The organism is Nostoc sp. JL34 (assembly GCF_017114945.1).
GTDB lineage: Bacteria > Cyanobacteriota > Cyanobacteriia > Cyanobacteriales > Nostocaceae > Nostoc.
Map to the genome: position 1 here is coordinate 25,922 of NZ_JABXKQ010000044.1, position 13,054 is coordinate 38,975.

9 protein-coding genes and 1 tRNA gene are annotated in these 13,054 nt (G+C 38.9%); 7 read left to right on the top strand and 3 right to left on the bottom strand.

Going from position 1 to position 13,054, the window contains the following annotated elements:
- The first annotated feature begins 33 nt into the window (after window positions 1–33).
- Complete coding sequence (locus HWQ44_RS08310) at window positions 34–654, top strand: low-complexity tail membrane protein (protein ID WP_292717397.1); 621 nt, start codon at window positions 34–36, stop codon at window positions 652–654.
- Window positions 655–885: 231 nt separating this feature from the next.
- The gene (locus tag HWQ44_RS08315; protein ID WP_069073454.1) at window positions 886–1,083 is read left to right on the top strand and encodes a hypothetical protein; all 198 of its coding nucleotides are present in this window, start codon (window positions 886–888) and stop codon (window positions 1,081–1,083) included.
- Here the strand turns inward: HWQ44_RS08315 and HWQ44_RS08320 are convergent.
- The gene (locus HWQ44_RS08320) at window positions 1,080–1,634 is read right to left on the bottom strand and encodes an alpha/beta hydrolase (RefSeq protein ID WP_292717402.1); all 555 of its coding nucleotides are present in this window, start codon (window positions 1,632–1,634) and stop codon (window positions 1,080–1,082) included. The two genes, HWQ44_RS08315 and HWQ44_RS08320, sit on opposite strands and share 4 nt — an antisense overlap.
- A gap of 294 nt (window positions 1,635–1,928) precedes the next feature.
- On the opposite strand from HWQ44_RS08320, the gene HWQ44_RS08325 reads away from it, so the two are divergent.
- Window positions 1,929–3,623 (top strand): DUF1565 domain-containing protein, encoded by a 1,695-nt coding sequence (locus HWQ44_RS08325; RefSeq protein ID WP_292717405.1) that lies wholly within the window; start codon window positions 1,929–1,931, stop codon window positions 3,621–3,623.
- Window positions 3,624–3,977: 354 nt separating this feature from the next.
- Here HWQ44_RS08325 and HWQ44_RS08330 read toward each other — a convergent pair whose 3' ends face one another.
- On the bottom strand, window positions 3,978–4,271 hold the full coding sequence (locus HWQ44_RS08330) for a DUF3493 domain-containing protein (RefSeq protein WP_292717408.1): 294 nt from the start codon (window positions 4,269–4,271) through the stop codon (window positions 3,978–3,980).
- A 33-nt stretch (window positions 4,272–4,304) separates the two neighbouring features.
- Between HWQ44_RS08330 and HWQ44_RS08335 the strand changes: the two genes are divergently transcribed.
- Window positions 4,305–4,376, top strand: a tRNA-Thr gene (locus tag HWQ44_RS08335).
- A gap of 887 nt (window positions 4,377–5,263) precedes the next feature.
- Window positions 5,264–5,728: a hypothetical protein gene (locus tag HWQ44_RS08340; RefSeq protein ID WP_292717410.1), complete on the top strand. Its 465-nt coding sequence runs from the start codon at window positions 5,264–5,266 to the stop codon at window positions 5,726–5,728.
- 46 nt (window positions 5,729–5,774) lie between these two features.
- On the opposite strand, the gene HWQ44_RS08345 is transcribed toward HWQ44_RS08340, so the two are convergent.
- Complete coding sequence (locus tag HWQ44_RS08345) at window positions 5,775–8,111, bottom strand: tetratricopeptide repeat protein (protein ID WP_292717412.1); 2,337 nt, start codon at window positions 8,109–8,111, stop codon at window positions 5,775–5,777.
- 322 nt (window positions 8,112–8,433) lie between these two features.
- On the opposite strand from HWQ44_RS08345, the gene HWQ44_RS08350 reads away from it, so the two are divergent.
- Both HWQ44_RS08350 and HWQ44_RS08355 read left to right on the top strand, forming a co-directional pair.
- The gene (locus HWQ44_RS08350; RefSeq protein ID WP_292717415.1) at window positions 8,434–10,035 is read left to right on the top strand and encodes an iron uptake porin; all 1,602 of its coding nucleotides are present in this window, start codon (window positions 8,434–8,436) and stop codon (window positions 10,033–10,035) included.
- 339 nt (window positions 10,036–10,374) lie between these two features.
- Window positions 10,375–13,017 carry a bifunctional serine/threonine-protein kinase/ABC transporter substrate-binding protein gene (locus tag HWQ44_RS08355; protein WP_292717418.1) on the top strand — a complete coding sequence of 881 codons (2,643 nt, stop codon included), beginning with the start codon at window positions 10,375–10,377 and terminating at the stop codon, window positions 13,015–13,017.
- Window positions 13,018–13,054: the final 37 nt, after the last annotated feature.

Consider the following 13,054-nt stretch of genomic DNA (forward strand, 5'->3'; position numbering starts at 1 on the left):
ACTCCTAACTCTTAACTCACAACTTTTTATAATATGCATTCATTTCGCTCTGAACCTATTTTGTGGATTCACGTCGCTGGATTGGCGACTTTGCCTGTTTTTTTAGTCCTCTGCTTATTGTTTTTGTCTGTAGGCGAGCCATTTTTGCCGGTCTGGATGGAGCTATGCTTAGTTGCCGGCATTGGTGTTCTTCCCCTGCTATGGATGCAGTTGCGTCGCCCTTTTTATATATTTGCTCTTTTAGGAATAGCCCTAAAGCCAGAAAATCTGACTGAACGGCAGCGGAAAATTCTCTGTTTAATTAATACAAAATTAAATCGTATCCTGGCATTAGTGGCAGCAGTATTATCGGTTTGGATACTGTGGAATCTTTACCAAATTGCCCCATTAGTAGCCAATTCAGCTAAATTTCTTCCACAATGGCGCAGCCTTGCACTAGTGCTTGCGGGATTAGCCTTTTTGGGCAGCAATCTATTTTTACAAATACCTGTGAGTGTAATGCGAGTTTTGGTGATTAATGAGACAGAATTCGCTGGCATCGAGCCATTATCTTTAGAAAAGATTAAGCAAGATTTCACCATTTTAGGAGTGCGGGTTAATCAAATCGTGCCCCGATTATTGCAATCCTTGTTTAGGATAAATACAGATTCGTAGTATCCCCTAAAGTATATTACAGCGGATTTCAAGTTGGTAACGTACACGACCTAAATCTGTTACCCAGGTATAAAGCGTGTTTTACTCCTGAATTCTGAATTCTGAATTCTGCTGTATTTCACTTTAAAGGACTAGAGAGAAGAACAGGGGAGGCAGGGGGCAGAGGAGAATAGATAACCAATGCCCAATGCCCAGTTAGCATTGAAGTTTAAAATAAAGGAATAAAGAACTATGGCTCAAATTCCAGCTTCTAGCGATCGCCAATTTTCTGCTGATACTGAAATTTGGTATAGCCTCAAATGTGCAATCTCCACTAGTTCCGGTTTTCAGCGCTGGCAACTAGAACGCGATGCTCAATTACAGGGGATTCGCCTGGAACAGCAAGTACAACGCTATTTAAGGGAAACTTTAGAAACTTTAGCTTACTAAATACCAAATAAATCTTGTAAGCTTGTTTGTAAGCGGCGGAGTTGACGGTACGCACTCTCCAAGCGATGCCTAGGGCGGTAAACTACGCCATCAACTTCCACTTCATTTGTGGGATAATTTTTAATAATTTCAATTAACGACACTTGCCCATCTTGACTCGCAGAAAGTACCAAAGCGGCTCGTAAAGCCTGCCGATCTGCTCTCCGAGACGGTGTAGAAATAACTTGACTAATTTGATCCAAAATAATATTACCAATATGGCTATTTAGCACTTTATCTAAAAATACAGGGTTTACCTTCACCGGCTCCGTTAAATACTGACGAATGGCTTTGGGGTCTTGTCGCGCCAAAGCTAAATTAACTCGTAGTGAACGTGAGAGTTCACCTGTTTGGGCAAAAGTGGATAGTTCCTCTACAGAAAGTGATTCACGGAAGATGCCATACTTCAGCACTACTTGTTCCGCAGCAAAGGCAGGAGTAGACAAAAAGAGAAGACAGGTACTGCCCACTAAAACTAAGACGCGACGCAGCCGCAAAAAATTAAAACGCATTTCTCCCGATTTCCAATAGGTTTGCTTTTCCTGCGATCATATTCCAGCAGAATTAGTTGCAGCATCTAGCTTTAGGGAATACTAAAAATTGCCTCATCCTCATAGTGCCTCTAAGAAAATTTTCTGAATAACACAATATAACTAATGTATAAGTTCTGTGATCTATCTAGGGAATTTAGCTGAATCAGTGCTAATCATCCAGTATAGTTTTGCATGGGTTTTACAGCAGCTACAAAGCTGCTACCTTTAACCTTGTTCGACATACCGTAATTCAGCACATCACAGACGGAAAAAATGAAATATCGGGGTTTTCACATTTCTCTAGCGAAAAATTTTCGCCTTCTTTCTAGCAGTCATCTCAGATATACTTTGCGCGTAGGAGCCGGACTAACGGCAATGCTTGTTATTTCTAGTGGGTCAATACTATTACCAGGTGAGGTTAATGCTGGTGCGACTCACCCAGAAAGTATTGCCCCAACTCGCACAGCGCAAGTCCCCGCAACAGCCGCAGCGATTTACGTTAATCCAGCAACTGGTGCAGATAGGGCTGGCGGTGGTACAACCTCAACTGCACCCTACAAAAGCATAAGTTTTGCTCTCAGTCAAGCCCAAGCAGGTGCAGTTATTCAATTAGCACCTGGGAACTATAACCAAGAAAGTGGCGAAACCTTCCCACTTTTGCTTAAACCAGGAGTTACACTACGGGGTGATGAAGCTACTAAAGGTCAGGCGATATTGATTACAGGTGGAGGTTTCTACACTAGTCGCACCTTTGCCAGACAAGATATTACCATCCTTGCCGAACAAGATAGCACGATCGCAGGTGTTACCGTCACCAACCCAAATAGCCGGGGTACGGGTGTATGGGTGGAGTCAACTAATCCGATTATCAAAAACAGTACTTTTACTAACAGTGTCAGAGAGGGGGTTTTTGTCACGGGTACAGGCAATCCCAAAATTGAAAGTAACCTCTTTGTGCAAAACAAAGGCAATGGGATTTCAATTGCTAAGACTGCTCAAGGAGAAATTCGGAGTAACTTATTTCAGGATACTGGTTTTGGTCTTGCGATCGGTGGGACTTCCACACCGCTAGTTGTAGAAAACCAAATTATCGAAAACCAAGACGGTCTTTTTATCTCAGAGTCAGCGAAGCCTGTATTGCGTAAGAATGTCATTCAGAACAATAAGCGGGATGGAGTAGTAGCGACTGTCAACGCTGCACCCGACCTTGGCACCAATGAAAATCCTGGTGGCAATCTTATCCGCAATAACACTCGTTATGACGTGAACAATGCCACTAAAACTAGTAAAATTGTCGCTGTTGGCAACGATATCGATCAGAAAAAGATTTTTGGCTCAGTAGATTTTGTTGCCGCAAGTGTTGATGTACCGCCTGGAGGGCCTGTTGCCTTTAAAGATGTACCAGCAAATTACTGGGCAAAAGTCTACATCGAAGCCTTAGCCTCCCAAAATATTATTGCTGGCTTTCCTGATGGCAGCTTTAAACCCAATGAACCTGTAACCCGCGCTCAATTTGCCACTATTGTCACTAAAGCCCTAACACCACCAGTTAAACGTGCAGGCATTCAGTTTAAGGATGTAGCAAGCAATTTCTGGGCTTACGCGGCAATTCAATCTGCTTACCAGAGTCAATTTGTTTCTGGTTATCCCGATGGCACTTTTAAACCACAGCAGCAAATTCCCAGAGTGCAGGCGTTAGTAGCTTTGGCTAATGGTTTGGGCTTAACTGCGAATAATCAGAATGTCCTTTCCTTTTACACCGATGCTGCCCAGATTCCTAATTATGCGATCGCTCCTGTAGCTGCGGCAACTGCACGGCAACTAGTGATCAATTATCCCACAGCGAAGCAACTCAATCCTAATCGTCAGGCGACTAGAGCCGAAGTTGCTGCCTTTGTTTACCAGGCACTCGTTAATGCTGGACGTGCTCAACCAATTCCTTCATCCTATTTGGTAACAGTTCAGTAAATGCCTAGTTAGCAAATTGGAAGCGCCAGACTAATAATTTGTTAGTCTGGCGCTTCCAATTAATGGGAATTTTATTAATTTTAAGGTTTTTTAAACATAAAGTTTGGGGTCTTAAAATTTATCTGATCCCATTTGAATGTGATTGGTTTTATGGTCAGGGTCTTTATATTAGCTGACCCCGTTTCAACGATTTCTAGTTTCTCAGAAATTTTTCCTTTTTGGTATTTCCTAATAATTTTTTTATTTTTTCTCTATTAGAATTTTAATCTTCATAAAAGCATTAATAAATTTGAATAATATTAAAGATATATAAAAGGAAAGCAGCAAAAAATTTAACAGGTAAAATTTCTGTCTTCAGAAATTAGGATTTTTACCCGACTGGGGGCGTCGTTGCCGACGCTGTTCCCAGCGCCAAAGGAAGATCATTAGGGCAACGATTCCTACTTGGAGAGCCAAACTAGGCAAAGCACTCTCAATATCGCGTCCGGCAAGTACTTGGAAGAAAAAGACGAATGCACCGAGTGAGCCAGAAGCACCGAAAGCGATGTAGATAAATTGTCGTAAGCCGCGATAAGGAGCGGCTATTTCTGCTTTGAGGCTGGCATATTGTTCAGGGTTAAGGCGATTTTTGGGATTTTGATCTACCATAATTAAATCATGTTATACTTCTAGATTGTGTACGCCGATGTGGCTCAGTGGTAGAGCAGCTGATTCGTAATCAGCAGGCCGTGGGTTCAAATCCCATCATCGGCTTTGATGAAAGTATTACTCAATACTAAAGTTTGACATAAATCAAGCATCTTGCTAAATGCTTGTAAAATAAATAGTCGATATAGGACTCTTATTTGATATTTGAACTTACTCGTGGAGGCAGGCAAGAGAGAAAGATTAATTGCCTCTTGCCTCGATTTTATGCATTTTCTCTGAATGCGATGCCTGCGGCAAGCTACTAAAAAGCGTCTGCGCTAACGCTGAAACCTTTATGGGATTGTCGTTTTACTTTTTTGATTTCACCGAGAATCGGTCACATAGGAAAAGTTTTGCTAAAAAGCTAGGTCTTTGCCGTATAAAAAGAAGTAAGTTCTTAATTTTGGATAAAGTCGATCTGAAAGTGTACAGAATTTTTCAAAAATCAAATCGGATTGCTAAACTGCTGCGCTTTTAATTTGCACAAACAGCATTTTCCTTATTTTTATCTTTCTTCCCTACTTAATAATAAGCTCTCTATCATTTAAGAGTTTATTTAAAGTAGATTTTAATTCACACACTGATTGAAATAATCTAGTTGCAATGTATTTTTCTTTGCTGTAACTGAGAACTCTGCAATTCAGGTATCAGACATTACTGGAAGGCGGTAGCTTAGCTGAACTTTTATCTGAGCCAAAACTGAGGTTTGAACTCATATTCGCTTTAATGGTAAATCTTTAATAGTAGCTCAACAGAAAAATATCAATTTAACACAAATAAGGAGATCAAGTTATGCCCAGTGCTTTATGGCAAGGTTATTAGAACTACCAATCTTGTAATTAGCTTAGTAATAAATGAAATTGTCTTGAACATTACACAACCTAATGGCAATCATTAGTTTGAATCATCCTTAGAAAATAGGTTTATTAAATATCAGGAGTTTTAATTTGAATATGATTCAGATATTACCCATAATCTCTTGGGAAGATATTGTAGAGCAAAGCTTCTTTGAAAAACTCAAAAATATTGAATGGCAAGCAATATTTTTGAGCCTTGTAAAATCTAAACAAGGTCAAAATTTGAGTGTAATCCAAGCCTTATTTGCAATTAGACAGTATGGTTTGTTCTTATTTTTAATCCAAAAATACCCATACGCCAGAATGGTTCCTAATCAAGAAATTGATGCAGTTTTACACGCACATAAAGCTAATATTCATCAGTTTGAAAAAGACTGCCAAAACCTCTTTACTGTTGTTCTGAAACATTTTCCAGAATTTGGAGTTAGAGGAGAAGCTGAACGTTTAGAATGGCAATTAGCTTTTGCTCAAACCCAGGAACTCTTCGAGCTAAATTTTGGGCATGGTACTATGGGTAGCTCCGCAGCCGCTTGTTGTGAAATTCTTTTGAGTTTTACATAATTTAGCTGTGTTTAAAATAATTCTGAATAATCAGATACCCGACTTATTAGAGAAGTGGGGTATCTGACATTTCTTTATCTAGCATTTGCAGCAAATTTTGGGTTTCCTCAGCTTCCAGTAGCATCCCCAGTTTCTCAAAATTTTCTAATGCTTTACTAGCCCAATGATGAGCATCAAATAAATTGCCCTTTGCCTTTGCCAGAGAGCATAAAGAGCGTTGACAAAATCCAATGCGACTCTTGTCTTCGTTAGCTTCAGCTACCCGCAGTCCTTCTGTTAAAAGTCGTTCAGCTTCATCCAGTCTTTCTTGTTTGATGGCAATGTCAGCTAGCCAATTTTGAGTACAAAAAATGGCACGTATCCAGTCCATTGCTTGTGCGAGTTTTAGGGTTTCTTGAAAAATTATTTGCGCTTGCTCATATTTTCCATTTTTAAAGAAAATTTCACCTTGATAATATTGAATTTGCACTAATTGCCGCGATCGCTGCTGTTGATCTAGTTGTGTTTGTTCTAGTAGCTCTAATGCTTGTGTCAGCCAAGCCTGCGCCTCATCAAACCTTTGCTGTTGAATGTATAAAACTGCTATATTTCTTGCCAAGCACAACATAAATGAAGCATTTTGATGGTGACGTAGTTCCCAAGCTTTAGTAAATAGTACGTCTGCTTCTTCTAACTGCTTCTGCTTTCCCATCGAGGTAAGAGTCCAGGCACGGTCAACCATAACTTTTGCTGTAACTGGCCAGTCCCCACGTTGTTCTGCTGCTTGAATTAGCCATGTTGTCCAAGTAAGGCGATCATCCCAGTATCGCAAGCGACTTTCTCGCCTACCCATAATATGGGTGTACGCCTCAAGATTTTGCCAGAAGTTCAACATCTCGGCGTATCGACTTTCAACCATGCACCACTCAATGACAGCTTGTAAATTTTGCCACTCCTCGTCCAAGCCATCGAACTGTCCTTGCCACCCTTTAGCATCTTGTCCGGCGTACCTTTGGGAAAAGCTTGAGTACCAAGCAATCCATCTCTCCCTTGCTTGCTGTTCAAAATCAGGGTGAGCCTTTAGTTCGGCTAGGGCATACTCGCGGGTTAGTGGCAGCATACTATAGCGATTATTCTCTTGTCTGACCAGGGAAAGTCCTCGCAATCGAGCTAAGTCTGCATTTGTTGTATTCAAATTCACTTCTGGGATTGCAATTTGTACCAGAGCATTCTGCAAAGCTCGCATCGGAAACAGCGCTAGTGCCATAAGTAACTTATGGGCTGATTGTCCTGTGAGTGGTTTGACGGAAGTTTCAAAGCAAAAACGGGCAACATCTCCCGTAGACTGAGATACCCCTCCCAATACTTCCTTCATGGGGTAGCCATTAGCTAGCTGACCAATTGCGTAGCTGATGGCTACTGGAATACCCCCTGTGACTTTATAAAGTGTTTGACTATCTTTATTGCTGAGGGAAACTCCCTTTTCTTTTGCTTCGTGCTTAATTAAACAAAGACCGTCTGACTCTGGCATTGATGTCAACCGCACGGGTACAAACAAAATTTGTTCGCGAGTGGTAATGACCGCTTTCACAGTTGGTGGTAATTCATACAAAAATGCCAAAACATCCTGCTGATTTTCCACAGTCTCCAAATTATCGACAATTAGCAATGTGCGCTGACAGGAGAGGATATCTTTAATTAAATCTAATTGCTCTTCAAAACTCACCCCTGTAATATCTAATTCATCTAATATCCGCACAATCTGACGGAAAATATCGTGCAAAGTTCTTCTGGGAGCCAAACTTGGCAATAAACCAAAGGGCATGAGGTAAGACTGTTTGGCTGAGGTAAAAATAATAGTATCGAAGGTAGGCACACCCAAACAAGCTTCATTCTTGTAACTGGCGTGCAGACAGCGATAGGCTGCTTCTAGGACAAGTGTTGTTTTACCTACACCTCCAATACCATCGACGCTAACCAAATGTGCAGAATGTCTGGGTGAAAGTAACTCTAAAAGCCTTGCAATTTCCTCTTCTCGACCAACAAATGCAGTGCAACTAGGAGCAGGTAAGTTGTGACGTAGTTGTTTGGGGGAAATAGGCGACGGAACTAAAGGCAGTTCGATTGGTATAACAATTTCGCTACCATTACTTTTATTATACTTAGAATCTTTTAGTAATTTTTCTAAAACTAAAATTACTGTATTAATACGTACTTTCTGCCCTGTAGCGTCTGATAATAACTCCCAAAGTTTTGGACAAGATGCTCGCTGCACAGTACCGTCGGTATATCCAGAAACCTGAATATCTTTAAGCTTCTTCCCTCCCAAAACTTGCTCCAGGATAGACTTTTGCACATTTGTCAAAGGTATTCCTGTTTTTGAGAGAACTAGAAGATTTGCCATTTTTATGAGTTCCGATATTTTTTCAGTGCTCATCTGTTCACTAAAAATAATTTCTTTTAGTGAGCTTAACTTAATTTTAGAGATAAATTAAACCTTTAAAAACTTGAGCAAACAAACTGAAAATGTTGAATATTTTGAACTTAAGAATTGAATATATGGTTGAAATTCAAGCTAAAAAATGAATGAAACTTCTGATACTTTATGAATAAAGCCTCAAGATAAAAGTATATAAATTTAAGTTTTTGCAATATTAAGGATATTGCCTATCACAAAAAATAGTAATTTCAGTTATCGCAAAAATAATTATTGTCAGGAGAAAAATATGCTTAGTTTTTTCAGAGCTTCTCTGAGCTTAGTTCCTGCTGTCTTGATTTTGGTGCTAGCTCCCTTTACCAAGGTTCATGCTGAAGATTCACTAAGAGTTTTGACAACTGAAAAAAGTGCTGATTCTCTTCAGCAAATTAGTCAATATGCTCAACTTAATTCTGCACAAGTCACTTCAGTTAATCAGCTTTCTGATGTGCAACCAACTGACTGGGCATTTCAAGCATTGCAGTCTTTAGTTGAGCGTTATAGCTGCATTGCTGGATATCCAGATGGCGAGTTTAAAGGGAATCGCGCCATGACTCGCTTTGAGTTCGCTACCGCATTAAACGTCTGCTTAGACAAAGTTAACCAAAGAATTGATGCTGATATTAGACAGATGGTTAACAAAGAAGATTTGGCGACTTTGCAAAAGCTACAAGAAGAATTTGTAACAGAATTTGCTACCTTACGGGGTAGAGTTGATGTTTTGGAAGCACATACCGAACAACTAGAGCAACAACAGTTTTCTACCACCACAAAACTTAATGCTCAAGTGATATTTGCTGCCACAGATGCTTTTGGAAATGCTAGTCCTAGTAGAAATGGGGATCAAAGCAACCTCACATTTTCTAGTCGGGCGCGTATCAACTTTGATACCAGCTTTACTGGGAAAGACCGGCTGCGGATACGATTTCAGGCGAGTAATGTGGTGAACCCAACTGCACCCGGAAATGAAGCTCGTTTAAGCTTCCAATCTGGTAGTGATACAAATAATAATGTTTTCCTCAGTAAGCTGGAATATCGTTTTTCCATAGGCGATAAAGTAAGTTTTCTGTTAGGTACAGGTTTTAATACTTACTTCGATGATGCGGATGTGATTAATCCTCTACAAAGCGATGCAGATGCCACTATTTCTCGCTTCGGTCGATACAGTCCAATTTTTCGTTTAGGTGGAGATACGGGTGTAGGTGTGACTTTTAAGCCGAATAGCAATTTAAAAGCAGAGATGTTTTATTTAGCAGGTAATACCAACAACCCTGGTAGCGGCTTGTTTAATGGTAAATATGGTGCATTGGCACAGATTGTATTCTATCCAAATCAAAAAGACACAGATACCAAAATTGCCTTCACTTACGTCAATGCATACAACGACAATGGTTTAGGATATAATACTGGCAGTTTAGCCTCCAGCTTGGGCGGCAGAAAAGTTTCTTCTAATTCCTACGGTATTGAAACGAATGTAAAAGTTAGTAATGGCTTTCAACTTGGTGGATGGTTAACTTACACCAATGCACGAGCGTTGACTGGCGAAGTCAAAGGTGATGCTGATATCTGGAGTTGGGCTGTCACTCTAGCCTTCCCTGATTTGGGCAAAAAGGGTAACTTGGGGGGGATTATCGTTGGAATGCAGCCTAAATTGACTGGTTCTTCAGCAGAGTTATCAGGCTTACCTCGTCGTGACCCCGATACGGGATTTCACATTGAAGGGTTTTATCGGTATCAAATCAACGACAATATCAGTATTACTCCTGGTTTAATTTGGCTGACAGCACCAAATCACAACGAGCAGAATGGGGACATTTTTGTGGGAGTAGTTAGAACTACGTTCAAGATATAAAGAACATTGTGTCAGAACCCTGACTTTATTAAAAAAGTCGGGGTTGCAAAATTATTATTTTTTACAAAAAACATTAATTGCAGGATGTTACAAGAATCATGACTGTACTAGAATTATTACGTAAGCAATACTGCTGAAGAGGTGAGCGTAACTTTAATCCAATTCGTAATAGCCTACGGCAAAGCTTTCACCTATGTAATTTTTGGATTTAATATTGCCGACTTCATTAGAGAGGTCGGCAATATTAAGCTATCGATTCTTATAAATCAAATAAGTTTTTGTTATTTGTTATCTAGCATTTAATAAACTAATTATTGAAACTCATCAATGCTATAACCAATGGAAGTTTACTGCACTCGTCCAAATTGCCCAAACCCAGAAAATACTATTTCAAGCGAATATTTAAATTCAAACAATGCAAAACAAGAAATATATTGTTGTATTTGTAATATGCCATTGATTTTGCAGGAGCGTTTTGTAGCCCTAAGTTTTTTAGGAAGCGGCGGATTTGGTAGAACTTTTAAAGCACAGGATCTGCACTTCCCATATAAAAAGCGTGTAATTAAACAGTTGCATCCCATAACTAATCATGGACAAATATTAACTTCAAAAGACCTCAAACAGAGAGAAGAAATGTTTAGGAAAGAAGCAATCACTTTGGAAAATCTCTGTCATGCACGAATTCCCAGACTTTTAGATTTTTTTACTAAGGATGTTGAGGCAACAACAGGCCATGTGCAGAGTTTTTTTTACTTGGTACAGGATTATATCGAAGGAGAAAATTTAGATAAGGAACTCAATTATCGATTAAGTCGTCCAGAGCCGAGAAAATTTTTAGAGCATGAAGTTATAAACATTCTAAAAGAAATTCTGAATATACTTAAGTATATCCATAATCCTGACGATACTAACGGAGTTATATATATCCATAGAGATATTAAGCCTGCTAATATCATGCGCTCTAGTACAAATAATAGGCTATATCTAATAGATTTTGGTGCAGTTAAACAGATATTGCAAGGATTAGAGGTTGAGACAACATCTATAGTGCTAGATTCGCGTTTTGCACCGCCTGAGCAATTCCGTGGTCATAAATTATCTCCTGCATCAGATTTATACGCCACAGCCACAACTTGTCTGTGTTTGCTAACAGGAAATAAAAATCCTAATCAACTTCTTGAAGAGTCATCTTTGAGAGATATTGTCACAGTGAGTGATCAGAATTTTGCAAAAGCTTTAGACATGATGCTCAAACACAGATCAATAGATCGTCCTCAGTCTGCTCAAGAGGTTCTTAATATTCTGTCTGGTGAACCTGATGCAGATTCGCTTGCTACTCAAATACCTGATTCAGACCCGCCTCCTCAACCAAGAATGTTGAGCAAGTTTCTTGATTGGGTGAGGCAACTTCCTAGACGCTGGCGTTTGATAATAAGCTTAGGCTTTTCGTTTTTATTAGGAATAGCGATCGCAGTTGCTTTCTATTTTATATTTATTTATAGACAAACAGTGCCACCACCACCTTTTGCTAACTATTTTAGTAGAGGAGAAGAATCTTTTATTACTCAACTCAAGGCAAACTCTAATAAGCCAATTTGCACAGAAGCTTACAATTTGAAACAAGAAGGAATCAATGCTTTTAAAAATGCTAGCTTATCCCGTAAAACAGAGGATTTCAAAAATGCTGATAATTTCTTCACACAATCTATAAATAAATCTAATCCAGATCCTAATGTAGTAGAACCCAGCCCAAATCGTTGTATAGTTGATCCGGAAACATTTATTTACCAATACAACTCTAAGGTTGCTCAAACTGTATCAGCTCATAATGGTAGTCTGCCAACAATTGCAGTTGCTATTCCAAGTGAGTCAGACGTTGATATGTCACTAGAAATACTACGTGGTGTAGCCCAAGTTTTAAAAGAACAAAATACAAATACACCATTGTTTCAAATAGTACTAGTGAAGGAAAATAATAACCTAATAAATAACGTAACAAAGATAGCTAACTATATCTCTAGTAATAATATTCCAGAAGAATTTGATTATTTTAAGAATAGTCAAATTTTAGGAGTTATTGGTCGCTATACAAGCAGATATATTTGGGAAGCAGGAAGAATTTTTGGGGGACAACAACTTGTTCTGATTGCACCCACAAGTACCGCTATCAGAAAATTTTCTCCTATAACCTTACAACAAGATTTGCATCATTATGTTTTCCGCACAGCTTCCAATGATTCAATTGCAGCTAAAAATTTAGCTGAATATATGTGGGACGAGCTTAAGTTGAGGAAAGTACTGATTATTTACGAATCTACAGATCCTCATAGCAAATCTCTGACCGAAGAATTTCAAAATCAATTAATAAATAAATATGCAACTCAAGTTAATTACCAACTCTGCGATTTATCAGCATCCAATTTTAATAAAAACAATTGCATAAGCACGGTGAGAAATGCAGAAGCAGAAGAAAACGCTTTAATGTTAGCTCCTGGTTATATAACCTCAAAAAATATACTTAATATTGCTCAATTAGGAGCAAAGAGAAATTTTCAAATCCTCACAGGAGATGTTCTATATAAAAGACAAATATCAAATAGCCCTGAAATATCTAATAGCAAAATAATGCTTGCTGTTTTTTCTCATGCAGATAAAGTTAAAGAGAATTTCAAGAGTCAAACTATAAATCTTTGGGGAATAAAAAAAGTTAGTTGGAGAACAATGACTTCGTATGACGCAGCGCAGGTATTTGTGAAAGCTTTGGGTGAAAATAGTAATCCAACTCGTCAAAATATATACGCTAAGTTAAATGATCCTAAGTTTTCTGCTCCAGGCGCTACTACAGAGGTAAGATTTGATGAAAATCACGATCGCAAAGTAGTCAAAGGTGTCGGCGTTTTAGTACAACTTAATCAAGGTGATCCTAATAGAGATGAATATGGTTTTACTCTTTGGGAAAGACCAGAAAGAAATAATCCCTAAAAAGACGTATAAACTGTCAATGTAACAATGTAAATTT

What these genes read in the sequence shown, in the direction of transcription:
- HWQ44_RS08310 (WP_292717397.1), top strand. Translation starts at nt 34, where the DNA reads ATGCATTCATTTCGCTCTGAACCTATTTTGTGGATTCACGTCGCTGGA.
- HWQ44_RS08315 (WP_069073454.1), top strand. Translation starts at nt 886, where the DNA reads ATGGCTCAAATTCCAGCTTCTAGCGATCGCCAATTTTCTGCTGATACT.
- HWQ44_RS08320 (WP_292717402.1), bottom strand. Translation starts at nt 1,634, where the DNA reads ATGCGTTTTAATTTTTTGCGGCTGCGTCGCGTCTTAGTTTTAGTGGGC.
- HWQ44_RS08325 (WP_292717405.1), top strand. Translation starts at nt 1,929, where the DNA reads ATGAAATATCGGGGTTTTCACATTTCTCTAGCGAAAAATTTTCGCCTT.
- HWQ44_RS08330 (WP_292717408.1), bottom strand. Translation starts at nt 4,271, where the DNA reads ATGGTAGATCAAAATCCCAAAAATCGCCTTAACCCTGAACAATATGCC.
- HWQ44_RS08340 (WP_292717410.1), top strand. Translation starts at nt 5,264, where the DNA reads ATGATTCAGATATTACCCATAATCTCTTGGGAAGATATTGTAGAGCAA.
- HWQ44_RS08345 (WP_292717412.1), bottom strand. Translation starts at nt 8,111, where the DNA reads ATGGCAAATCTTCTAGTTCTCTCAAAAACAGGAATACCTTTGACAAAT.
- HWQ44_RS08350 (WP_292717415.1), top strand. Translation starts at nt 8,434, where the DNA reads ATGCTTAGTTTTTTCAGAGCTTCTCTGAGCTTAGTTCCTGCTGTCTTG.
- HWQ44_RS08355 (WP_292717418.1), top strand. Translation starts at nt 10,375, where the DNA reads ATGGAAGTTTACTGCACTCGTCCAAATTGCCCAAACCCAGAAAATACT.